Annotated in this window: 19 protein-coding genes; 3 read left to right on the top strand and 16 right to left on the bottom strand. The window is 73.7% G+C overall.

Features of this window, described 5'->3' with window-relative positions:
• Positions 1 to 88: 88 nt before the first annotated feature.
• From htpX to AB2U05_RS19065, 11 genes are all read right to left on the bottom strand, one after another.
• Positions 89 to 952, bottom strand: coding sequence for a zinc metalloprotease HtpX (gene htpX, locus AB2U05_RS19115; protein WP_045701433.1), 864 nt, complete (start codon positions 950 to 952; stop codon positions 89 to 91).
• A gap of 187 nt (positions 953 to 1,139) precedes the next feature.
• Positions 1,140 to 2,699, bottom strand: a complete 1,560-nt coding sequence (locus AB2U05_RS19110; RefSeq protein WP_369183820.1) for an NADH-quinone oxidoreductase subunit N — start codon at positions 2,697 to 2,699, stop codon at positions 1,140 to 1,142.
• A 56-nt stretch (positions 2,700 to 2,755) separates the two neighbouring features.
• Positions 2,756 to 4,312 (bottom strand): NuoM family protein, encoded by a 1,557-nt coding sequence (locus AB2U05_RS19105; RefSeq protein WP_045701428.1) that lies wholly within the window; start codon positions 4,310 to 4,312, stop codon positions 2,756 to 2,758.
• 68 nt (positions 4,313 to 4,380) lie between these two features.
• Entirely contained in the window at positions 4,381 to 6,465 is a 2,085-nt protein-coding gene (locus tag AB2U05_RS19100) for an NADH-quinone oxidoreductase subunit L (RefSeq protein ID WP_045709140.1), read from the bottom strand.
• Positions 6,462 to 6,836: an NADH-quinone oxidoreductase subunit NuoK gene (nuoK, locus tag AB2U05_RS19095; protein ID WP_045701423.1), complete on the bottom strand. Its 375-nt coding sequence runs from the start codon at positions 6,834 to 6,836 to the stop codon at positions 6,462 to 6,464. The genes AB2U05_RS19100 and nuoK overlap by 4 nt, the downstream gene beginning before the upstream one ends.
• The gene (locus AB2U05_RS19090) at positions 6,836 to 7,525 is read right to left on the bottom strand and encodes an NADH-quinone oxidoreductase subunit J (RefSeq protein ID WP_045701420.1); all 690 of its coding nucleotides are present in this window, start codon (positions 7,523 to 7,525) and stop codon (positions 6,836 to 6,838) included. The genes nuoK and AB2U05_RS19090 overlap by 1 nt, the downstream gene beginning before the upstream one ends.
• A complete protein-coding gene (locus tag AB2U05_RS19085; protein ID WP_045709142.1) occupies positions 7,522 to 8,103 on the bottom strand; it encodes an NADH-quinone oxidoreductase subunit I in 582 nt (193 codons plus the stop codon). Before AB2U05_RS19085 ends, AB2U05_RS19090 begins: the two co-directional genes overlap by 4 nt.
• A complete protein-coding gene (locus tag AB2U05_RS19080) occupies positions 8,100 to 9,053 on the bottom strand; it encodes a complex I subunit 1 family protein (RefSeq protein ID WP_045701453.1) in 954 nt (317 codons plus the stop codon). The genes AB2U05_RS19085 and AB2U05_RS19080 overlap by 4 nt, the downstream gene beginning before the upstream one ends.
• Positions 9,054 to 9,055: 2 nt before the next feature.
• Positions 9,056 to 10,162 carry an NADH-quinone oxidoreductase subunit C gene (locus AB2U05_RS19075; protein ID WP_369183819.1) on the bottom strand — a complete coding sequence of 369 codons (1,107 nt, stop codon included), beginning with the start codon at positions 10,160 to 10,162 and terminating at the stop codon, positions 9,056 to 9,058.
• Positions 10,159 to 10,803: an NADH-quinone oxidoreductase subunit B gene (locus AB2U05_RS19070; protein ID WP_045701416.1), complete on the bottom strand. Its 645-nt coding sequence runs from the start codon at positions 10,801 to 10,803 to the stop codon at positions 10,159 to 10,161. Before AB2U05_RS19070 ends, AB2U05_RS19075 begins: the two co-directional genes overlap by 4 nt.
• Positions 10,794 to 11,210, bottom strand: a complete 417-nt coding sequence (locus tag AB2U05_RS19065) for an NADH-quinone oxidoreductase subunit A (RefSeq protein ID WP_045701414.1) — start codon at positions 11,208 to 11,210, stop codon at positions 10,794 to 10,796. The genes AB2U05_RS19070 and AB2U05_RS19065 overlap by 10 nt, the downstream gene beginning before the upstream one ends.
• Before the next feature lie 362 nt (positions 11,211 to 11,572).
• Between AB2U05_RS19065 and AB2U05_RS19060 the strand changes: the two genes are divergently transcribed.
• Complete coding sequence (locus tag AB2U05_RS19060) at positions 11,573 to 12,742, top strand: sensor histidine kinase (RefSeq protein ID WP_045709163.1); 1,170 nt, start codon at positions 11,573 to 11,575, stop codon at positions 12,740 to 12,742.
• A gap of 153 nt (positions 12,743 to 12,895) precedes the next feature.
• Here the strand turns inward: AB2U05_RS19060 and AB2U05_RS19055 are convergent, their stop codons facing one another.
• Positions 12,896 to 14,086 (bottom strand): S1C family serine protease, encoded by a 1,191-nt coding sequence (locus tag AB2U05_RS19055; protein ID WP_369183818.1) that lies wholly within the window; start codon positions 14,084 to 14,086, stop codon positions 12,896 to 12,898.
• A gap of 131 nt (positions 14,087 to 14,217) precedes the next feature.
• Here AB2U05_RS19055 and galE point away from each other — a divergent pair, with 131 nt between their 5' ends.
• Positions 14,218 to 15,213 (top strand): UDP-glucose 4-epimerase GalE, encoded by a 996-nt coding sequence (gene galE / locus AB2U05_RS19050; RefSeq protein ID WP_045701410.1) that lies wholly within the window; start codon positions 14,218 to 14,220, stop codon positions 15,211 to 15,213.
• Positions 15,214 to 15,247: 34 nt separating this feature from the next.
• Here galE and AB2U05_RS19045 read toward each other — a convergent pair whose 3' ends face one another.
• On the bottom strand, positions 15,248 to 17,692 hold the full coding sequence (locus AB2U05_RS19045) for a PQQ-binding-like beta-propeller repeat protein (protein WP_369183817.1): 2,445 nt from the start codon (positions 17,690 to 17,692) through the stop codon (positions 15,248 to 15,250).
• Positions 17,693 to 18,117: 425 nt separating this feature from the next.
• On the opposite strand from AB2U05_RS19045, the gene AB2U05_RS19040 reads away from it, so the two are divergent.
• The gene (locus AB2U05_RS19040; protein WP_031063307.1) at positions 18,118 to 18,765 is read left to right on the top strand and encodes a TetR family transcriptional regulator; all 648 of its coding nucleotides are present in this window, start codon (positions 18,118 to 18,120) and stop codon (positions 18,763 to 18,765) included.
• 195 nt (positions 18,766 to 18,960) lie between these two features.
• On the opposite strand, the gene AB2U05_RS19035 is transcribed toward AB2U05_RS19040, so the two are convergent.
• The 3 genes from AB2U05_RS19035 to mqnE form a co-directional block, all read right to left on the bottom strand.
• A complete protein-coding gene (locus AB2U05_RS19035; protein WP_045701406.1) occupies positions 18,961 to 19,908 on the bottom strand; it encodes a beta-ketoacyl-ACP synthase III in 948 nt (315 codons plus the stop codon).
• A gap of 158 nt (positions 19,909 to 20,066) precedes the next feature.
• The gene (locus AB2U05_RS19030) at positions 20,067 to 21,353 is read right to left on the bottom strand and encodes a L,D-transpeptidase family protein (RefSeq protein ID WP_369183816.1); all 1,287 of its coding nucleotides are present in this window, start codon (positions 21,351 to 21,353) and stop codon (positions 20,067 to 20,069) included.
• Between the two features lie 119 nt (positions 21,354 to 21,472).
• Positions 21,473 to 22,636 carry an aminofutalosine synthase MqnE gene (mqnE, locus tag AB2U05_RS19025; protein ID WP_045709146.1) on the bottom strand — a complete coding sequence of 388 codons (1,164 nt, stop codon included), beginning with the start codon at positions 22,634 to 22,636 and terminating at the stop codon, positions 21,473 to 21,475.
• Positions 22,637 to 22,675 lie beyond the last annotated feature (39 nt).

Below are 22,675 nucleotides of genomic sequence, written 5' to 3'. Positions count from 1 at the left end.
GTGACGGGGTGACGGGCTTCGCGCCCGCCGGCCGACGAGCCGGCGGGGCCGACCGGCCGGCTGACGAGCCGACCGGCCGGCGGGCCGGTCAGCCCCGGTAGCCGGCCATCCGCTCCAGCCGGGCGATCCGCTCCGCCATCGGCGGGTGGGTGGAGAACAGCCGCGCCCCGGCCTCGCCCGGGCGGAACGGGCTGGCGATCATCATGTGGCTGGCCGTCTGCAGCTGCGGCTCCGGCGGCAGCGGCAGCTGCCGGGTGCCGGCGTCGAGCTTGCGCAGCGCGCTGGCGAGGGCGAGCGGGTCCCCGGTGATCCGGGCGCCGTCCGCGTCGGCCTGGTACTCGCGGGAGCGGCTGACCGCCATCTGGATCAGCCCGGCCGCGATCGGACCGAGGATCATGATCGCGAGCATCCCGAACAGCCCCGGCCCGTCGTCGTCCTCGTCCCGGCCGAACGGGATCAGCCACGCGAAGTTGACCAGGAACATCACCACCGAGGCGAGCGCCCCGGCGACCGAGGAGATCAGGATGTCCCGGTTGTAGACGTGGCTGAGCTCGTGCCCGAGGACGCCCCGCAGCTCGCGCTCGTCGAGGATCCGCAGGATCCCCTCGGTGCAGCAGACCGCCGCGTTGCGCGGGTTGCGGCCGGTGGCGAAGGCGTTCGGCGCGGTGGTCGGGGAGATATAGAGGCGGGGCATCGGCTGGCGGGCCGAGGTGGAGAGCTCGCGCACGATCCGGTACAGCCCCGGCGCCTCGAACTCGCTGACCGGCCGGGCCCGCATCGCGCGCAGCGCCAGCTTGTCGCTGTTCCAGTACGCGTAGGCGTTGGTCCCGAGCGCGATCAGCAGGGCGATCACGAAGCCGGTGCGGCCGAAGAAGCCGCCGATCACCAGGATCAGCGCCGAGAGACCACCGAGCAGGACGGCGGTCCTCAGTCCGTTGTGCTGCCGGTGCACGTCAGGCCCTCCAGTGGTGCCGGTGGGGAAGCCCTTGTCGCCTCGTCCCTCTTGACCGGTCAACGGGCGGGATCGGTGGCCTTGTTCCCTTGTGACCGACGCGACAGCTCCCCGGCGCCGCCGCGGCACCGGGCCGACACCCGGCCCGCACCCGGCGCCACGGCCCGGGGCGGGCCCGGACGGGGGCTCAGAACAGCGAGCCGGAGGTCACCTGGAGGACCAGCTGGGGCGCGACCGAGAGGACGACGGCGGCCGAGGCGGTGAGCCCCAGCGTGGCGGTCAGGCCGACCGGCAGCCGGCGCTCGCCGCCCGCGTCCCCGACAGCCTCGCCGCTCGCGGCGCCCTCCGCCACCGGAGCGAACAGCCGGGCCGTCCAGAGCAGGTAGTAGTACAGCGCGACGACCACGTTGGCGGCCATCACCACGGCCAGCCAGCCCAGCCCGGCGTCCACGGCCGCGCGGAACACCACGACCTTGCCGAACAGGCCGATCACGCCCGGCGGCAGGCCGGCCAGGCAGAGCAGGAAGAAGGCCAGCGCCAGCGCCGTCCAGCGGCGGCGGGCGAACAGGCCGCGGAAGTCGTCCACGCTGGCCCCGGCCCGGCGGCCGACCGCGGCGACCACCCCGAAGGCGCCGAGGTTCACCACGCCGTAGATCAGCGCGTAGGCGGCGGTCGCGCCGAGCGGGTCCGCGCCGGTGGGCGCGTAGCCGGCCGCGGCCAGCGGCACCAGCAGGTAGCCGGCCTGGCCCACCGAGGACCAGGCGAGCAGCCGCACCGCGCTGTACCGGGTGTCGAAGCGCTGGCGCAGCGCGCCCGCGTTGCCGACCGTCATGGTGACGGCGGCCAGCACGGCGAGCACCAGGCCCCAGGTGTGCGCGTACGGGCGGAAGGCGATCGTGGTGGCCAGCGCCAGCCCGGACAGGCCGGCCGCCTTTCCGACCACCGACAGGTAGCCGGCCACCGGCAGCGGGGCGCCGGTGTAGGTGTCGGGCACCCAGAAGTGGAACGGGACGGCGGCCACCTTGAAGGCGAAGCCGACCAGGGTCAGCACGGCGCCCGCCTCGGCCAGCGGCTTGAGCTGGGCGGGGGCGTGCTCCAGGCCCTGGGCGACGGCACCGAGGTGCAGGCTGCCGCTCGCCGCGTAGACGAAGCCGATGCCGAGCAGCATCACCGCGGTGGCGGTGACGGAGGAGACGAAGAACTTCAGCGCGGCCTCCGCGCCCCGGCCGTCCCGGCGCAGCGCGACCAGCGCGAAGGCCGGCAGGGAGGCGACCTCCAGGGCGACCACCATGGTGGCGAGGTCCCGGGAGGCGGGCAGCAGGGCGGCGCCGGTGGCGCTGGAGAGCAGCAGGAACCAGTACTCGCCGCGCGGCAGCTTCTCGTTGTCCACGGTGTGCGTCGACAGCAGGGCCGCGATCAGCGCGCCGCCGAGGGCGAGCAGCTGGAACACCAGGGCGAAGTGGTCGGCGACGTAGGAGCAGCCGCCGTTGTCAGTGCCCCCTGCTACGTTCTGCACGCAGAAGGTCGCTCGGGGTGACTTTCCGGTGAGGGGGAGGAGTGCGATGAGGGCGAGGGCGAGTCCGGCCGCGGTGAGGCGGCCGAGCCACTTCTTGTGCCGCTCGGGCAGGAACAGGTCCGTGACCAGCACGGCGACGGCGGCCGCCGCGGCGATCAGCGGGGGCGCGATCGCCACCCAGTCCACGGACTGGATCAGGCTGCCCGGGTTGGCTACGGCGAGGGAGGTCACAGTGTGCTGCCCCGTGGAGTGAGGTCCGAGTGCGGCGGTCTGGGCTCCGAGCACGGTCAGCCACCCCCGAGGAGGTGCTTGACGGCGGGGTCGGAGAGGCCGAGCAGGAGCGCGGGCCAGAGGCCGGCGAGCAGGGTGAGGGCGGCCAGCGGCGTCCAGCTGACGGCCTCGTACGGGCGCAGGTCGGCGAGTTCGCGCACCGGTGCGGGCTGCTCGGGGTCGCCCATGCAGACGCGCTTGACCACGATCAGCAGGTAGGCGGCGGTGAGGAGGGTGCCGAGACCGGCCAGCGCCATGTAGGTGACGAAGGCCGGGCGCGACAGGCCCGCGGCGGGGTCGAACGCGCCGAGCATGGCGAGCAGCTCGCCCCAGAAGCCGGCCAGGCCGGGCAGGCCGAGGCTGGCCACGGCGGCGAAGGCGAGCAGCACGCCGATCCGCGGGGCGCGGCCGTACAGCGCGGCGCCGGTGGCGCCGGACAGCGTGTCGAGGTCGGCCGTGCCGTAGCGGTCCTTGAGCGCGCCGACGACGAAGAACAGCAGACCGGTGATCAGACCGTGGGCGATGTTGGCGAACAGCGCGCCGTTGACGCCCACCGGAGTGAGGGAGGCGATGCCCAGCAGCACGAAGCCCATGTGGCCGACCGAGGAGTAGGCGATCAGGCGCTTGAGGTCGCCCTTGGCCCCGGGGCGCGCGAGCGCCAGGCAGGCCAGCGAACCGTAGACGATGCCGACCGCCGCGAAGGCCCCCAGGTAGGGGGCGAAGGTGGCGGTGCCGTCCGGCACGATCGGGAGGAGGACGCGGACCAGGCCGTAGGTGCCCATCTTCAGCAGCACGCCAGCGAGCAGCACCGAGCCCACGGTCGGGGCGGCGGTGTGCGCGTCGGGGAGCCAGCTGTGCAGCGGCCAGGCGGGGGCCTTGACGGCGAGCCCGACCAGGATCGCCAGCGCGGCGATCACCTGGGTGGTGTGGCTCAGGCCGCTGCCGTGCGCGGCGGCCAGGGCCTGCATGTCGAAGGTGCCGGCCTTGCTGCCGATCAGCAGGAAGCCGAGCAGCATCACGGCCGAGCCGAGCAGCGTGTACAGGATGAAGCGGTTGGCGGCGGGCGCCTTCGCGCCACTCCCCCAGCGGGCGATCAGGAAGTACATCGGGATCAGCACGATCTCGAAGGACAGGAAGAAGAGCAGGAGGTCCAGCACCGCGAAGGTGGCCAGCATGCCGACCTCGAGGAGGAGGAACAACCCGACGAAGGCCTGGGCCGAGGGCACGTCGTCCCCGGCCGGCAGCCGCTTCTCCGAGTACAGCGCGCAGAGGAAGGTGAGCAGTGCGGTCAGCACGATCAGCGGCAGCGAGACGCCGTCCACGCCGAGGTGGAGGCGCACGTGCAGGGCCGGGATCCAGGACACGTCGGTGGTGGCCTGCATCCGGGCGGGCGCGTCGTGGTCGAAGCCGGCCGCGAGGGCGACGGCGAGCAGGAGCACCGCGCCGGTGACGACGGTGTTCAGCCGCAGCGCCCGCCGGTCGGCGGCGGCCCGGTCCGGCCCGAACACCGGCGCCAGGGTGAGCGCGGCGCCGAGCAGCGGCACCCCCAGGAGGGCGATGAGGACCGCGTTCATCGGGGGCTCCTAGGTACGACGGCGATCGGGGTCGGGCTCGGGCCCGGCGGAAGGGGGTACGGCATCGGCTACACCGCCACCAGGACGGCCAGCAGGACGACGCCGGCGAGCAGGGCGCTCAGGTAGGTCTGCGCGTTGCCGGTCTGCGCCAGCCGGACGGCCCGGCCGAGCAGGTTGGCGCCGATCCCGCTGCCCTGCACGTAGCCCTCGACGACCTCGCGGTCGAGGAAGCGGACGAGTCGGGCGGCCGCGACGACCGGGCGGACGAACACCGCGTGGTACAGCCGGTCGACGCCGAAGCCGTGCCGGGCCGGGCCGAACAGCGGGCCCAGCAGGGTGCGCCCGGGGTCGGCGACGAGCACCTCGGCGGCCGGCGCCCCGGCCTGCTCGGGCACCCGGCCCGCGGCGGCCGGCAGCCCGGCGGCCCGGCTCGCAGCGCCGGTGGCCAGCCGCGCGGTGGCCGAGCGCCAGGCGCCGTACGCCGCGAGCACGCCGACCACGGCGAGGCCCGAGCCGGTCACCGCGGTGACCCCGGTCGGGCGCAGCGAGCCGCCGTCCAGCAGCGCGGGCAGCCCGTCCTGGAACAGTCCGGCGACGCCGAGGCCCATGGTCGGCACGGCCAGCACCCAGAGCGGCCAGCGCATCGCGCGCGGCTCGGCGGTGGCCGGGTCGGCCTCGTCCAGCTCCGGCGAGTACGGCGCGTCGGCCTCGTGGTCGGCCGCCACGGTGGCCGGGTCGGTGGCGGGCAGCACCGCCGGCGCCACGGCCGCGGCACCGGCCGGGCTGTGGAACGCGACCAGGAACAGCCTGGTCGCGTACGCGGCGGTGAGCAGCGCGGTGAGCGCCGCCGCGATCAGCACGATCCACCCGGCGGCCTGCGGCACCGCCGAGGCCGGGCCGACCCCGTTGGTCAGCGCCTCGCCCTTGGCGGCGTGCTCGGCGGCGGTCAGCACCGCCTCCTTGCTGAAGAAGCCGGAGAACGGCGCCGGCAGCGGCAGCCCGGCCAGGGCGACCAGGCCGATGCCCATCGCCAGGTAGGCGTGCGGCACCCGCTTGCGCAGCCCGGGGATGCGGGACATCGCGGAGAGCGAGTTGGTGTGCGCGGCGTGGATGACCACACCGGCGGCCAGGAACAGCAGCGCCTTGAACGCGCCGTGGCTGACCAGGTGGAAGACGGAGGCCTCGCGGTCGCCGCTGGCCAGCGCGCCGGCCATGTAGCCGAGCTGGCCGACGGTCGAGTAGGCGAGCACCCGCTTGAGGTCGTCCTGGGCGAGCGCGCACAGCGCCGAGCCGATCATCGTCACGGCGGCCATCACGGCGAGCACGACCAGCGCCGCGCCCGACTGCAGGAACACCGGCAGCAGCCGGGCGACGAGGTAGATGCCGGCCGCGACCATGGTGGCGGCGTGGATCAGCGCGGAGACCGGCGTCGGGCCGGCCATCGCGTCCGGGAGCCAGGTGTGCAGCGGGAACTGCGCGCTCTTGCCGGCCACGCCGGCGAGCAGCAGCAGCGCGGTGAGCGTCGGGTGGCCGAGCCGCCCCTCGCTCGCGGCGGCCAGCACCTCGGTGATCCGGAAGCTGCCGGCGTCCGCGCCGAGCAGGAAGATCCCGAACAGGAACGGCACGTCGCCGAGCTTGGTGACCAGGAAGGCCTTCAGCGAGGCGGAGCGGGCGTCCTCGGTCTCCCAGTGGTGGCCGATCAGGAAGTACGAGCAGACGCCCATGACCTCCCAGCCGACCAGCAGCACGATCAGGTCGCCCGAGTAGACGACCAGGAACATCGCCGCGGTGAACAGTGAGACCAGCGCCGCGTACGAGGGGTAGCGCGGGTCCTTCGCCAGGTACGCGGTCGAGTAGACCTGGACGCAGGTAGCGACCACGCCGACCAGCACCGAGATCAGCGAGCTGAAGCCGTCCAGGTGGACGGCGAGCGAGATGTCCGGGCCGCCGGTCGGGGTGAGCCGGGTGGCGGCGTCGAGCGCCTGGCCGGTGCCGAGCTGGAGGGCGACGACCAGGGCGAGCACGGCCGACGCGGCGACCGGCACGATGGCCAGCGGCCGGGCCAGCCCGGGCGCCTTCTTGCCGGCGGCCAGGGTCGCGGCGGCGCCGAGCACGGGCAGCGCGGGGACGAGGGCGGGCAGGGCGAGGTTCATGCGGCGGCCCCGCCCTTCAGCGCCTCGGCGCCGGCCGGCGCCTCCTCGGGCGCGAGCGTCTCGGCCGGGTCGCCGAGCGCGGTGGCCCGGTCGATGTCCGCGGTGCCCCGGGCCCGGAACAGCAGCAGGACGATGGCGAGGCCCAGCCCGATCTCGGCGGCGGCGACGGTGATGGTGAACAGGGTGAGCGCCTGCCCGGCGTGCAGCGAGTCGCGCAGCCAGGCGTCGAAGGCGACCAGGTTGAGGTTGACGGCGTTGAGCATCAGCTCGACGGACATCAGCACCAGGACGGCGTTGCGCCGGGCGAGCACGCCGTACACGCCGACGCTGAACAGCAGCGCGGCGAGGACGGCGGGGTAGGCGAGGTGCATCAGCTCTCCTCCGAGCCGGGAGCAGCGGGTGCGGTCGGCTTCGGCGTGGTCGCGGCGACGGTCCCGTTGGAGCCGACCGGCCGTCCGGCGCGCAGCTTGCCCGCCCGGGGCGGCGGCACCCGCCGCGCGGCCCCGCGCGACAGCACGATCGCGCCGACCAGCGCGGCCAGCAGCAGCACGGACAGCGCCTCGAAGGGCAGCACCCAGTGCCGGAACAGGCTGGCCCCGGTGACGGAGGCCGAGCCGCCGCCGGCGCCGAGGTCGATCCAGGCCGTCCGGAAGGCGTCGACGACCAGCGTCACCAGCGTCCCGGCCGAGGCCAGCGCGACCACCAGGGCCACCCAGCGGTTCTTGGAGTCGGCGTCCGGTGAGCGCCCGATCGGCGCCTTGGTGAGCATCAGCCCGAACAGCACCAGCACGACCACCGAGCCGAGGTAGATCAACACCTGCACCCAGGCGATGAACTCGGCCGTCAGCAGCAGGAACTCCACCGCCAGCCCGCCGAGCGCGACGACCAGCCACAGCGCGGCGTGCACCAGCTGCCTGGTGGTGACGGCGACCACGGCCGAGCCGAGCACGGCGACGCCGACCAACAGGAAGACGATCTCCTGCCCGGTCGGGGAGAGGAACGAACGGGCGGCCGGCTCCAGCGAGCCGGTCGCCGCGAGAAGCGTGGCAGCTGCGGTCATGCGTCGCCCCCCTCCTCATGCGAAACGGTCTTCTCCTGCGGTTCCGCGGCGGCAGCGGCAGCGGCCGCCAGCTTGTCCGCCGCCTTGCGCGCGGTGGCGATCTCCTTGGGCTCCTCGGCCGCCGGGTCCAGCGCCGGCGGCGCCGGCACCGTCCACATCCACTCGCGGAGCTTGTCCCGCTCGTGGGTCAGTTCGAGGATGTCGGTCTCCGCGTACTCGAACTCGGGCGACCAGAACAGCGCGTCGAACGGGCACACCTCGATGCAGATCCCGCAGTACATGCAGAGCGAGAAGTCGATGGCGAAGCGGTCCAGCACGTTGCGGGTGCGGGCCCGGGCGTTCGGCTCGGCGGCGGGCAGCGTCTCCTTGTGGGAGTCGATGTAGATGCACCAGTCCGGGCACTCGCGCGCGCACAGCATGCAGACCGTGCAGTTCTCCTCCAGCAGCGCGATGACGCCGCGCGAGCGCGGCGGCAGCACCGGCTGCGCGTCGGGGTACTGCGCGGTGACGCTCTTCTTCGTCATCGTCCGCAGCGTCACGGCCAGGCCCTTCGCCAGGCCGACACCGGGAAAACTCATGCGATCGCCACCTTGATGATGCCGGTCAGGGCCAGCTGGCCGAGGGCGAGCGGGACGAGCGCGACCCACGCGAAGCGCATCAGCTGGTCCTCGCGCAGCCGGGGGTAGGTCACTCGCAGCCAGATCACCACGAAGGCCAGCGCGAAGGTCTTGAGGAGCATCCACAGCCAGCCGAGCTGGTCCGCCATCGGCCCGTGCCAGCCGCCGAGGAAGAGCACGGCGGTCAGCGCCGACACCACGAGGATGCCGGCGTACTCGGACAGCAGGAAGAACGCGAAGCGCAGCCCGGTGTACTCGGTGTACGCGCCGAAGATGATCTCCGAGTCGGCGATCGGCATGTCGAACGGCGGGCGCTGCAGCTCGGCCAGGCCGGCCGTGAAGAACACGAACCCGCCGATGATCTGCCAGGGCAGCCAGTACCACTGCCAGGCGTCCAGGATCCCCGGCAGCGAGAGCGTGCCGGCGGCCATCGCGACCGAGGCCGCCGCGAGCACCATCGGCAGTTCGTACGACATCAGCTGCGCGGCCGTCCGCAGGCCGCCGAGCAGCGAGAACTTGTTCGCCGAGGCCCAGCCGGCCATCAGCTTGCCGATCACGGCCACGCCCATCACGGCCAGCACGAAGAACAGCCCGGCGTCGATCGCCTGCCCGACGAAGCCGTCCGGGCCGACCGGGATCGCCAGCAGCACGAACAGGTACGGCAGCAGCGAGACGGCGGGCGCCAGCTGGAAGACCCGGCGGTCCGCCCCGGCCGGGACGATGTCCTCCTTCTGGGCGAACTTCACGCCGTCCGCGACGAGCTGCGCCCAGCCGTGGAAGCCGCCCGCGTACATCGGGCCGAGCCGGCCCTGCATGTGCGCCATCACCTTGTGCTCGGTCTGGCCGATGACCAGCGGGAGGACCAGGAAGACGACGAGGGTGGCGACGCAGCGCAGCACCGTGTCGAGCAGGTTCACGCGCCGTCTCCGTCCTGGTCGGCCGGGGCGGCCGGGGTGTCACCCGACTGCTCCTCCACGGCCGGCTTCTGCTCCGCCGCCTCGCCGCCCGCCGACTCCTCGTCGTGCGCCGGCACCGGGTTGTGCCAGGGCGCGTCGGAGGACCGGGTCCGCGCGGGCGCCGGCCGCTCGGGCCGCTCGGCCGCGGCGGAGGCCTGGCTGACCGACCCCTCCGACACCGACCGCGTACGCCGCGGCCGGTCCGCCCGCACCGCGGGCGCACCCTCGGCGGGCGTCCCCTCGGCGGCGGCCGGCGTCTCCGCGACCACCGGGGCCTCGGCGGCGGCCGGGGTCTCGGCCGTCTGGCTCGCCGACCCCTCCGACACCGACCGCGTGCGCCGCGGCCGGTCGGCCCGCACCGCGGGCCCGCCCTCGGCGGCCCCGGCTGCACCGGCGGCCCTGGCAGCACCGGCGGCACCCGCCGCGCCCGCCCGGGGCGTCCGCCCGGCCGCGCCCGCCGCCCGCGCACCGCGCGCGGGCCGCTCGGCGACCGGCGGCAGGGTGCCCTTGAGGGGCCCCCACTCGTTCGGGTCCGGCACACCGGCCGGCTGCATCTTGCGCCGGGCCGGCCCGCCGCCGTGGTCCGACTCGCCGGGCTCCTTGGCGCCCGGCCAGTCCTTGGCGACCCGGGCCGCGAGCACGAACTCCTTGCGCAGCGGGTGCCCCTCGAAGCCGTCCGGCAGCAGCAGGGTGGCCAGGTAGGGGTGCCCGGGGAAGTCGATGCCGAACATCTCGTGCGTCTCGCGCTCGTGCCAGGCCGCGCCCGGGTAGACGGGGACGGCGGTCGGCAGCGCGGCCGCGTCGCGCGGCACCCGGGTGCGCAGCGCGAGGTGCCGCACGCCGGGCGCCTCGGCGGCGGCCAGGTGGGCGACGACGGCGAAGCCCTCGGCGAGCTCGTCGACGGCGCTCAGCCAGTCGAAGAAGGCCAGGCCCAGCACGTCGCGGGCGTTGGTCAGCGCCTCGGTCCAGCGCTCGGCCGGCACGTCGACGGTGATCAGCCCGTACGCCTCGGCGCCGGTCGCCCACTCCCCGACCGACGCCGCGTACTGCTCGGCGGACGTCACGAGACCACTCCCTCGGTCGACGCGGGCCCGGTCACCGGCGGGCGGCGCAGCGCCGCCGCGGGAGCGGTGTAGCGGCCGGGCAGGGACTCGGCGGCGATCTTCTCCTGCAGCTTGAGGATGCCCTGGAGCAGCGCCTCCGGCCGGGGCGGGCAGCCGGGCACGTAGACGTCGACCGGGATGATCTGGTCGACGCCCTTGGTGACCGAGTACGAGTCCCAGTACGGGCCGCCGGAGTTGGAGCAGGCGCCGAAGGAGATGACGTACTTCGGCTCGGGCATCTGCTCGTAGAGGCGCTTGACGGCGGGCGCCATCTTGTCGGTGACGGTCCCCGAGACGATCATCAGGTCGGCCTGCCGGGGGCCGGGCGCGAACGGGATGACACCCATCCGGATGAAGTCGTGCTTGGCCATGGACGACGCGATGAACTCGATCGCGCAGCAGGCCAGGCCGAAGTTGAAGCACCAGAGGCTGTAGCGGCGGCCCCAGTTCAGGACGACCTTGACCGGGTCGGGCGCGAGCCGGGCGAGCGGGCCGATCCGGCGCCGCTCGACGGCGCCGGGGCCGGGGTGCGAGGGGTCCGGCAGGCCGAGCGGGACGGGGCCGCCCTGGGCTCCGTGCGAGTGGTTGTGCGTCACGTCCATTCCAGAACGCCCTTCTTCCAGGCGTAGAGCAGGCCGACCGCGAGGAAGCCGATGAAGAGGAACATCTCGATCAGCGTTCCGGCGCCGTACCCGGCGGCCGCGAACACGGTCGCCCAGGGGAACAGGTAGATCGCGTCCACCGCGAAGATCACGTACAGGAAGGCATATACGTAGTAACGAATCTGGGTGTGCGCCCAGTCCTCCCCCACCGGGTCCACGCCGCACTCGTAGGTGAGGAGTTTCTCCGGCGAGTACACGACCGGTCGCAGCAGTCGGTTGGCGGTGAACGCCACGGCGACGAAGAGCACCCCGACGACGGCCAGCAGGCCCGTCGCGGCGTACGCGTCGAAGTAGCCGCTGCCGACCGCCGGGTCGGCCGCGACGGCAGCCGCGTGCTGCCCCTCCATGCCTTCGCCCTCCACCTCGGCCGCGGCCCGCCCCCTCGGGGCGGTTCCGCGACGATCGCTTACACGGTCCCAACCAATGCGTGAGTCTAGAGGGACGCCTGAGCTCCGCCCGAACCCTGCTCGCCCTGCAAGACGTCCGGTGGACACCGGGGCGTGACGCGCGAGGCGGGAGGGGGTAGGGATAACCCCCGCTCGCACAGATGTATCACCCCCATGGCATCCGGCACCCGTCGTTCGGGAAGCTTGGGTCCGGCGGTCGGCACCGGCGGCCGACCAGCAGCCCGACCGTGAGGGGACGGTAGACCCAGATGAAGCCTCCGCACCGCCGTGCCATGGACGCGATCAGGGAGCAGGACGCCCGGATGGAGCGTCCCCCGCTGTACGGCGCGCGGATGTGGAAGCAGGCCGGGACGCTGCTGCTGAACCTGCCGCTGGGCATCGCCGGCTTCGTCCTCGCGATCACCACGCTGTCGGTCGGCACCGGCCTGGCGGTCACCGTGGTCGGCCTGCCGCTGCTGGCCTTCGGCCTCTCCCGCTGCCGCGCCCTGGGCCGGACCGGCCGCCACCGGGCCCGGGCGGCGTACGGCTCCACGATCGGGGAGCCGCAGCCGGTGCGGCCGCGCCGTCCGGGGGCGGCCGGCTTCACCACCGCTCACCTCACCGACCTGCTGAGCTGGCGATCGGCGCTCTACCACGTGCTGATGCTGCCCTGGGGCATCCTGTGCTTCACCCTCACGCTGGTCTCGACCCTCGCGCTGTTCCCGCTGCTGCCGTGGGTGGTCCGCGCCCTGGTCGCGGTGGACCGGATCCTGATCGAGTCGCTGCTCTTCCCGGGCGCGCTGGCCGAGCGGGTGCGCGAGCTGGAGGACGACCGCGGCAGCGTGGTCGACACCGCCGCCGCCGACCTGCGCCGGATCGAGCGGGACCTGCACGACGGCGCCCAGGCCCGGCTGGTGGCGCTGGCCATGGACCTCGGCATGGCCAAGGAGCGGATGCGCGAGGTGGAGACCCCGGACGACGTCGCGGCCGCCACGAAGATGGTGGAGAACGCCCACGGCGAGGTGAAGCTGGCCCTGCAGGAGCTGCGCGACCTGGCCCGCGGCATCCACCCGGCGGTGCTCACCGACCGCGGCCTGGACGCGGCGCTGTCCGCGGTCGCGGCCCGCTGCACCGTCCCCGGCGGGGTCCGGGTGAACGTCGACCTGGCCGGTCCGGACGGCCGGCCGGAGCGCCCGGACTCGGCCGTCGAGGGCATCGCGTACTTCACCGTCAGCGAGCTGCTGACCAACGTGTCCAAGCACGCCGGCGCCCGCACCGCCTCGGTGGAGGTCTGGCGCTCCGAGGACCAGCTGATGCTGCTGGTCGGGGACGACGGCCGGGGCGGCGCGGCCCCCTACCCGGGCAGCGGCCTGGCCGGCCTGGCCGAGCGGGTCCGCGCGGTGGACGGCGTGTTCCTGGTGGAGAGCCCGGCGGGCGGCCCGACCACGGTCACCGTCGAGCTCCCCTGGCGCACCCGCGCCGCGCACCGCTGAGAGGCCCCCGGACGCCCCCGGACGCGACGGGGCGCCGGGAGCCCGTCGCAGCGGTGACGGAACTCCCGGCGCCCCTTCCGGTCCGGCGCCCGCCCGGCGGAACCCTTGCACGGTGGGCCGGGCGGCGCGTCGAACCGGAGCTGCGGCCCCGTGCTACGGCGTGGCGAGCGTGCCGAGGGTGACGTCGGCGGTCCGGCTGTTGCCGTCCCGGGTGTAGGTGACGGTCACCTTGCTGCCCGGGGTGAGCGAGGCCAGCGCGGTGGTGAGCGCGTTCAGCGAGTCGATCGGGGTGTCGCCGAGCTTGGTGATGACGTCGCCGGCCTGCAGCCCCGCCGCGGCGGCCGCGCCGCCCGGGGTGACCGAGACGACGACCGCGCCGGCCGGCTGGAACTGCTGGTTGAAGCTGCTGCGGGCGACGACGCCGAGCGCGGCCCGCCCGGAGTTGGTGACCTTGCCCTGCTTGATCAGCTGGTCGGCGATGCTGGTGATGGTGGACGCCGGGATGGCGAAGCCGATGCCGGGGGCGGCCGCGCCGTTGCTCTGCGGCTCGGTCGCGGCGAGGGTGTTGATGCCGATCACCTGGCTGTCCAGGTTGACCAGCGCACCGCCGCTGTTGCCCGGGTTGATCGCGGCCGAGGTCTGGACCATGTTGCCGATGGTGGCGCCGGGCGAGCCACCGCCCTGGGGCTCGGAGACCGTCCGGCCGGTCGCCGAGACGATGCCCTGGGTGACGGAGCTGGAGAGCCCGAGCGGGCTGCCCATGGCGAGGGTGATCTGGCCGAGCTGGACCTTGCCCGAGTCGCCGAAGACGGCGGGCTTGAGGCCGCCCGGCGGGCTGCCGAGCCTGATCACCGCGAGGTCGGAGTCGGGGTAGCTGGCGACCAGCGAGGCGTCCAGCGGCGTACTGCTGTTGGCCAGGGTGACGGTGAAGGTGGTCGCGGTGCCGACCACGTGCGCGTTGGTGACGATGTCGCCCTTGTCGTCGTAGACGATCCCGGAGCCGAGGCTCTCGCCGGTGGTGATCTGCACCACCGAGGGCAGCACGTTGGCGATCACCCGCTGGTACGCGTCCTGCAGCTGGTTGGGGCCGCCGGGCTGGGCGGTCGGGGCCGAGGAGGCCTGCCCGGTGCCGCTGCCGCTGCCGGTCCCGGCGGACTGGGCGGAGGGTGGGGCGGAGGACGGCGAGGACGAGGACGACGAGGAGGAACTGCTGCACCCGGCCAGGGCCAGCGCGACCGCCACCGATACCGCGACCGGGGCGAGCAGCCGCCGCCGGAAGGCCTTGGGCCCGGTCGGCCGGGGGCCGGCCGGCAGCGGGCGGTTGTGTTCCTTCTTGCGGCTCACCTGGCTGCCTCCGATTCGTGACCACGCTGCGAGCACAGAAATCTTTGTCAGCATTTCACCGTTTTGTCCCGAATCGTGGGCCCGACTCGCCCGAAACGTCGACGGGAGGACGGACGGCCTAGGATCGGCGCATGACGTGGCTGATCACAGGCGGTGCGGGTTACATCGGCGGGCACGTGGCCCGCCAGCTGGTCGACGCGGGCGAGCGGATCGTCGTCCTCGACGACCTGAGCACCGGCGACCCGGCCCGGCTGCCCGCCGAGGTCGCCCTGGTCAAGGGCTCCACCCTGGATCGCGCGGCGGTGTCCGCCGTCATCCGCGAGCACGGCGTGACCGGCATCCTGCACTTCGCCGCCAAGAAGCAGGTCGGCGAGTCGGTCGAGCACCCGTTCCTCTACTACCGCGAGAACATGATCGGCCTGCAGACCGTGCTGGAGGCCGCCGCGGAGGAGGGCGTGCGGCGCTTCCTGTTCTCCTCCTCCGCCGCCGTCTACGGCATGCCGGACGTCGACCTCGTGACCGAGACGACCCCGTGCGCGCCGATGAACCCGTACGGCGAGACCAAGCTGGCCGGCGAGTGGCTGGTCGCCGCGGCCGGGCGGGCGCACGGCATCTCGACGATCTCGCTGCGCTACTTCAACGTGGCCGGGGCCAGCACGCCCGAGCTGGCCGACCCCGGGGTGTTCAACCTCGTCCCGATGGTCTTCGAGCGGATCACCACCGGCCGCGCGCCGCTGGTCTTCGGCGACGACTACCCGACCCCGGACGGCACCTGCGTGCGCGACTACATCCACGTCTCCGACGTGGCGTCCGCCCACGTCGCGGCGGCCCGCCGGCTCACCGAGGACCGGCCCGGCGAGACCGCCCTGGTGCTCAACATCGGCTGCGGCGAGGGCCTGAGCGTCCGCGAGATGCTGGCCCTGATCGGCGAGGTCACCGGGCTGGACACCACCCCCGAGATCACCTCGCGCCGCCCCGGCGACCCGGCCCGGGTGGTGGCCTCGGCCGAGCTGATCCGCCGCGAGCTGGGCTGGCGGGCCCGGTACGACGTCGCCGAGATGGTCGCCTCCGCGTGGGAGGCCTGGTGCCACCACCACCCGGAGGCCCGGCGGGCCGCGCAGGCCTGACCCACCGGGCTCGGGGCGTCCGGGCCCGACCGGCCTACCGGGCCGGCACCGCCGTGCCGTAGAAGGCGTCCAGCGCGTACACGCAGCGGTCCTTGGAGCCGACGAAGACCCGCCCGCCGACCGCCACCGGCGAGCCGGTCAGCTCGCCCTTGGTGCCCAGCTCCCAGCGCAGCTGACCGCTCGCCAGGTCCAGGGTGTGCAGCGAGTGGTCCCGGCTGCCCAGGTGCACCAGGCCGTCCGCGAGCGCCGGGGAGCCGACGATCTCGCCGCGCGCCGTGTAGCGCCAGCGCTCCCGGCCGGTGGCCGCCTCGAAGGCATACAGCACCTCGCCGCTGCCGACCAGCACCATGCCGTCCCCGACCACCACCGGTTCGGCACCCTGCCGGCTGCCGGTGACCCCGCGCCAGCGGTCCAGGCCCGTGGCCGCGTCCAGCGCGTAGACGGTGCCCAGGTAGTCGGCGACGTAGAGCGCGTCCGCGTCCAGCGTCGGCGGGGTGAAGAGCACCACCGGGGCCTCGAAGCGCCAGCGCTCGGCGCCGGTGGCCGCGTCCAGCGCGTACACCCGGGTGCCGGCGGTCACGTAGAGCACGCCGCCGCGCTCGACCGGGTGCGAGGGCACGTCCTCGCCGACCGGGAAGGACCAGCGCAGGCCGGCGCCGCGCGGGTCGACGCAGCGCAGCCGTCCGCCCCCGTGGTAGTAGGCGGCACCGGCCACCAGGACGGGCCCGGACTGCGGGCTCTCGTAGTCCTGCTGGGCGTCGTCGGCGCGCCACAGCTCGGCGCCGTTGGCGGCCGAGCGCAGCTGGACGCCGCCCCCGCGCACGCCGCAGCACAGCACGCCGTCCGCGGCGGAGAGCGAGTAGACCCACCCGTCCAGCGAGGTGCGCCAGCGCTCGGCACCGTCCGCAACGTCGACGGTGTACAGGTGCGGGCCGTCCGCGGCGTGCAGCCGGCCGGCGTCCACCGCGAGCGCCCAGGCGACGTCCCGGGTCTTGTAGCGGCGCTCGCCGGAGGCGATGTCCAGCGCGTGCACCTCGAAGCTGGAGACGAAGAGCGTGCCGTCCGCGACCACCGGGGTGCCCCAGACGTCGTTGGACATCCGGAACCGCCAGGGGCGCCAGCGGACGGCCGGGGCGGGCTGCTGCGGCGGGACGGGAGGCGCGGTCGGCGTCCGGCGGACCCAGTCGGTCTCGGCCGGCGCGGTGCTCGGGGCGGCCTGCTCGTGCTCGGCGCGCGGCCCCGGGCCTATCCGCACGGAGGCGCCGGACAGCCGCACCTCGACGGGCACCGCGCCGGTCGGCGCCCGGTGCTTGTTCTTGGACGGGATCTTCGCGGTCGCGGCCTCGTGGTCCGGGGCCCGGACCGGCGGCGCCGCGGTGTGCACCGGACCGGCCGGCGGGGCCTCGTGCCGCACGCCCGCGTGGGTGCGCGGGTCCTCCGGGCCGGCGTGCGGCGGCCGGACCGGCGCCTGCGAGACCCCGGCCTGCGGGGCGCCGGCCTGGGAGACCGGCGGCCGCTGGGGCGGCGGGGGCGGCACGGAGAGGCCGGACTGGCCGCCGGTCGGGGCGGACTGGCCCGCCGCCGGGCGGATCGGACGGCGCTTGCGCTCGATCAGCGCCAGCGCGTCCGGGGGCAGCCAGTCCCCCGCCTCGCCGGAGGCGTCGTCCCGGGAGAACAGGTGCGGGGCCAGCTCGGCCTGGATCTGCTCCGGGGTGGGCCGGTGCTCGGGCGCCTGCCGCATGCAGGCGCGGACCAGGTCCATCAGCTCGGGCGGCATGCCGGACAGGTCCGGCTCCTCGCGCAGCAGCTGGAACACCGTCTCGACCGGGTTGGAGCCCCGGTACGGCGGGTGGCCGGTGGCGCAGAACACCATCAGCGAGCCGAGCGAGAAGACGTCGCTGGCGCCGCGGACCGCCCGGCTGTCCCTGGCCTGCTCGGGGGACATGTAGGCGGGGGTGCCGACCGCGACGTTGGTCATGGTGAGCCGGGTGCTGGAGACCCCGGCCGCGATGCCGAAGTCGATCACCTTCGGGCCGTCCTCGACCACCAGCACGTTGGAGGGCTTGAGGTCGCGGTGGACCAGCCCGGCGGCGTGGATGGACTGCAGGGCCTCGGCGATGCCGGCGATCAGCCAGCGGGTGGCCCCGGCCGGCAGCGGGCCGCACTCCTCGACCAGGTCCTCCAGTGAGGGCGCCGGGATGTAGGCGGTGGCCAGCCAGGGCACCCGGGCGTCCGCGTCGGCGTCCACGACGGCTGCGGTGTAGAAGCCGCCGACCGTCTTGGCCGCCGCGATCTCCCGCGCGAAGCGGACCCGGAACAACTCGTCCTCGGCCAGTTCCCCCCGGACGGTCTTGATGGCCACCCGCCGCCCCGCGGCGGAGCGCGCCAGGTAGACCAGCCCCATCCCGCCCGCGCCGAGCCGCCCCAGCACCTCGAAGGGCCCGATCCGCCTCGGATCGTGCGCCGTCAGCTGGTCCACTCCGCTGCCACCTCCCCGTTGTCCGCACCCGCCGCGTGGTGCCGGACCCGATTCTCCAATGCCGCCCGGCGCATCTCCAACCTCCCCCGCCCGGCGGCCACCGCCGGGCGCCCCCCGGTCAGGGATGACGGAAAGGCCGGATTCTGACGCCCGCTCCGTAAGTCGCTTGCGCCCGCGGGCCCGGACGGTCCACACGAAACCCCCGCAGACCCCGGCCAACTCCGTCACGCTCTGTCACACGACCACCCCTCAGCGGACTCGCCGTCACGCTATGGAATCAACAGCACACGGGGGGGCTACAACAGAACGGCCGAGGTCCGGTGAATATCCGTCCGAAGTGGTTCACGGCGCTATAGCAACCCCCGTGCGGAGTAATAGTCGCATCACCGAATCGCGCCAAGATCGTGCCACGGTAAGCTGACGGCATGACAGGACAAGTTCGCACCGTCGACGGTCGCGTCGCCGGGCGACGCGGACAGGAGACGCGGCAGAAGCTGCTCGACTGCCTCCGCGAGATGCTCAGCACGTCGCCCTATCGGGACGTCAAGGTCATCGACGTCGCCCGTATGGCGGGTACCTCCCCCGCGACCTTCTACCAGTACTTCCCGGATGTCGAGGGCGCAGTCCTCGAAATCGCCGAGGAAATGGCCAAGGACGCCGACACCCTCAAAGAGCTGGTGGCCGGAAAGTCCTGGGCAGGGAAGTCCGGCCCGACCACTTCGGAAGAACTGGTCGACGGATTCCTCGCCTTCTGGCGCAAGAACGACGCCATTCTCCGCGTGGTCACGCTGGGTGCAGCCGAAGGGGACAAGCGGTTCTTCAAGATCCGCATGACCGTCCTCAACGCGGTCGCCAAGCCGCTCGCGGAGGCCGTCAAGGAACTCCAGGCGAAGGGTCAGGCCGACAAGTCGCTCGACCCGAACGCCGTCGCCGGGGCCCTGGTCTCGCTGCTCGCCTCGGCGGCCGAGCACCAGAAGGCCTTCACCTCCTGGGGCGTCAAGGTCAAGGACCTCAAGCCCAATCTCGCTCCCCTGGTGTACCTGGGCGTCACCGGCAAGAAGGCGCCCAAGTAGGACCATCCGTTCGATCCACCATCCGCTCCGCGCGCAGCCCCGGCCTCCTGTCCGGGGAACGACGGACGGCGGCCGTGTCCTCGGGGGAGGTCCGCCGACGTACCGCACGCGCGCCAGACATGCCGGTGGGCGGGCACCCTTCACACGGGGTGCCCGCCCACCGGCATGTCGCGTTCCGGGCGACGACCGGTCTTCCTACGGGCAGCGGACGACCTGGCCGGCGTAGGCGAGGCCGCCGCCGAAGCCGAAGAGCAGCACCGGGTCGCCCGGGGCCAGCTCACCGCGCTCGACCAGCTTGGAGAAGGCGAGCGGGATGGAGGCCGCCGAGGTGTTGCCGGAGTCGACCACGTCCCGGGCCACCACGGCGCCGTCGCCGAGGCCCAGCTTCCCGGCGATCGCGTCGATGATCCGCAGGTTGGCCTGGTGCGGGACGAAGGCCTTCAGCTCGGACGGCTCGATCCCGGCCCGCTCGCAGGCCTGCCGGGCGAGCGGGGCGAGCTGGGTGGTGGCCCAGCGGAACACCGACTGGCCCTGCTGACTGATCACCGGGTCCCAGCCGGTGATCACCACGGCGTCGCCCCGTTCCGGCTCGGAGCCCCAGACCACCGGCCCGATGCCGGGCTCGGCGCCCTCCTCCTGGGCCTCGACCACCGCGGCGCCGGCGCCGTCGCCGAAGATCACGCAGGTGGAGCGGTCGGTCCAGTCGAGCGTGTCGGACATCCGCTCGGCACCGATCACCAGGGCGCGGCTCGCCGCACCGGCCCGGATCGCGTGGTCGGCGGTGGCCAGCGCGTAGGAGAAGCCGGAGCAGACGGTGTTGATGTCGTACGCGGCGGGCGAGCGCACGCCCAGCCGGGCGGCCACGGCGGCGGCGGTGTTGGGGCTGCGCTCGATCGCGGTGCAGGTGGCGACCACGACGAGGTCGATCTCCTCGGCGGTGCGGCCGCTGCGCGCGAGCGCCTTCTGCGCGGCCTCGGTGGCGAGGTCGACCAGGGTCTCTTCCTCGGCGATGTGCCGGGACCGGATCCCGACCCGGGTGCGGATCCATTCGTCGTCGGTGTCGACGAGCGCCGCCAGATCGTCGTTGGTGAGGACCTTGGCGGGCTGGTAGTGCCCGAGTGCCACAATGCGAGAACCGCTCATAACGCCATGGAACCCGGTTACCCGCTGGTCAGCTGGGCGTGACCGGCACAGGATCATCGGCCCCGATCTGTAGGAGACCGACAAGGCGTCTTGCCCCGTACGGCCTTCCGACCTCCCCGAACGCCCCCGGACGCCCCCGGACGGCCCGTCCGGCCGGGTCAGGCGGCCAGCGCGGCCGCGTCGCCCATCACCACGACCGGGTGCGCGGCCGGGTCCAGGGTACGGATGAGCTGGGCCATCTTGTCCTCGGGTATGGACACGCAGCCGTGGGTGGGGCCGTCGTGGTCGACGTGCAGCCAGATGCCGCCGCCCTTCCCGGCACCCATCGGGCGGCGCATGTCGAGCGGGGAGCTGCCGGCGACCCGGTTGTAGTTGATCGCGACCACGTAGTCGAAGGAGCCGGCCAGCTGGTCGCCGAAGAAGCCCGTCCCGGAGACCACGAAGCTCGGGTCCTTGTCGTACGGGAGCTTGCTGCCCGGGTTGTCCTTGCGGCCGCCCGCGTCGGTGAGCGAGAAGACGCCGACCGGGCTGCGCAGGTCGCCCTGGTTGTGGTCGGTCGTCCAGCCGTTCTTGCCGTTGTGGCCCTGCCAGGTCTCCCCGGCCAGCCAGCGCCCCTCGGGGGTGCGGGTCCACAGGACGACGGTGTTCTTGTCGGTGTTCTTGTCCTGGCCGGAGGCGACCAGCACCTGGGTGGTCTCGGCCGGGATCTTCGCGGTGAAGCTCGGGCCGAGGCCGGGTATCGCGGCCACCGAGGCGTCCGCCCGGGCCTCGCCCCGGGTGGCGGCCGCGGGCTGGGCCTGCCGGTCGGCGGCGGCCTGCACGGCGGCGGGCGCTGCAGTGGGGGCCGGCTGGTCCGGGCGGCTGGCGTCCGGGCCGGGGCCGTCCGCGGCGGTGAGCGCGGGGCGGGCGTCGTCCTGGCCGACGGTGTACCAGCCGGCGGCGGCCGCGACGAGCAGCGCGGTGCCGGCCATCACGGCCTTGCCGTGGCGCTTCGGCTTCGCCTTGCGGCGGCGGCCCCGGGCGGCGGAGCGGGAGCCCTCGGGGGCGGCGACGGCCGCTTCGGGCAGGGGCTCGGCGACGGGCTCCGGCTCGGGCCGGTACTCGTAGGCGTACGACTCGGGCGCGGTCCGATACTCGGGCTCGGTCTGATACTCGGCCTCGGGCTGGTACTCGGCCTCGGGCTGGTACGCGTGGGCGTACGGCTCGGGCTGGTACTCCGGCTCGGCCAGGTCGGCGTACGGCTGGAACTGCTGGAACTGCTGTGACGGCTGCTCGTACACCTCGTAGTAGCCGTCAGCGGCCTGCGGGTACTGCTGCTGTCCGTCGTACCAGCCCTGCTGCTGGTACCCGTCGTAGCTGTCGTACGACGGCTGCGGCACCTCGTACACCGGCTCCGGTATCGGCTCGTACGGCGGGTACGTGGTGGCGCGATGGGAACCGGACATGTCCTCGATCCTGCCAAACGCCGTACCCGTTGGTAAACCCGGGTCGCGTGCGGAGGCCGTGAAGACACCGTCGCCCGGGCCGAGTGCCGGCCCGGGCGACGGGTGAGGAGGAGGCGGAGTCAGAGGCGCATCGCCTGCGGGGACTCGCGGCGCAGCGGGTCCGGGCCCTCGTACTCGCGGATGGTCTCGTAGCGGGTGTTGCGCTCGACCGGGCGGAAGCCGGCGTCGCGGATCAGGCCGAGCAGGTCGTCGCGGCCGAGCTTGTTCGGGGTGCCGAAGTTGTCCGCGTCGTGGGTGATCTTGTACTCGACCACCGAGCCGTCCATGTCGTCCGCACCGTGGCTGAGCGCCAGCTGGGCGGTGGCGACGCCGTGCATCACCCAGAAGACCTTGACGTGCGGGACGTTGTCGAACAGCAGCCGGGAGACGGCGAAGGTCTTCAGCGCCTCGGCGCCGGTGGCCATCTCGGTGCGGGCCATCAGCTTGTTGCGCACGACGCCGTCCTTGGAGTCGTGGAAGTCGTGCTGGTAGCGCAGCGGGATGAAGACCTGGAAGCCGCCGGTCTCGTCCTGCAGCTCGCGCAGCCGCAGCACGTGGTCGACCCGGTGGCGGGGCTCCTCGATGTGGCCGTACAGCATGGTGCAGGGCGTCTTGAGGCCCTTGGAGTGCGCCAGGCGGTGGATCCGCGACCAGTCCTCCCAGTGGGTGTCGTGGTCGACGATGTGCTGGCGGACCTCCCAGTCGAAGATCTCCGCGCCGCCGCCGGTCAGCGACTCCAGGCCGGCGTCGATCAGCTCGTCCAGGATCTCGTCGGCGGACAGGCCGCTGATCTTCTCGAACCAGTGGATCTCGGTGGCGGTGAAGGCCTTCAGCGAGACGTTCGGCAGGGCGGCCTTCAGCTCGCGCAGCGAGCGCGGGTAGTAGCGCCAGGGCAGGGTCGGGTGCAGGCCGTTGACGATGTGCAGCTCGGTGAGGGACTCGCTCTCCATCGCCTTGGCGAGGCGGACGGCCTCCTCGATGCGCATCGTGTAGGCGTCCTTCTCGCCCGGCTTGCGCTGGAACGAGCAGTACGCGCAGGACGCGCTGCACACGTTGGTCATGTTGAGGTGGCGGTTGACGTTGAAGTGGACGACGTCGCCGTTCTTCCGCGTCCGCACGTGGTGGGCCAGGCCGCCCAGCCAGGCCAGGTCGTCGCTCTCGTAGAGCGCGATCCCGTCCTCGCGGGTCAGCCGCTCACCCGCGTAGACCTTCGCCTCCAGCTCGCGCTTGAGCCCTGCGTCCATGCGGTGACCCGCCTCCTCCGACTTTCGAATCCTTGCCGG

The organism is Streptomyces sp. Y1, from assembly GCF_041053115.1.
Lineage (GTDB): Bacteria > Actinomycetota > Actinomycetes > Streptomycetales > Streptomycetaceae > Kitasatospora > Kitasatospora rubellomurina.
This window is presented reverse-complemented; position numbering and strand designations above follow the sequence as displayed.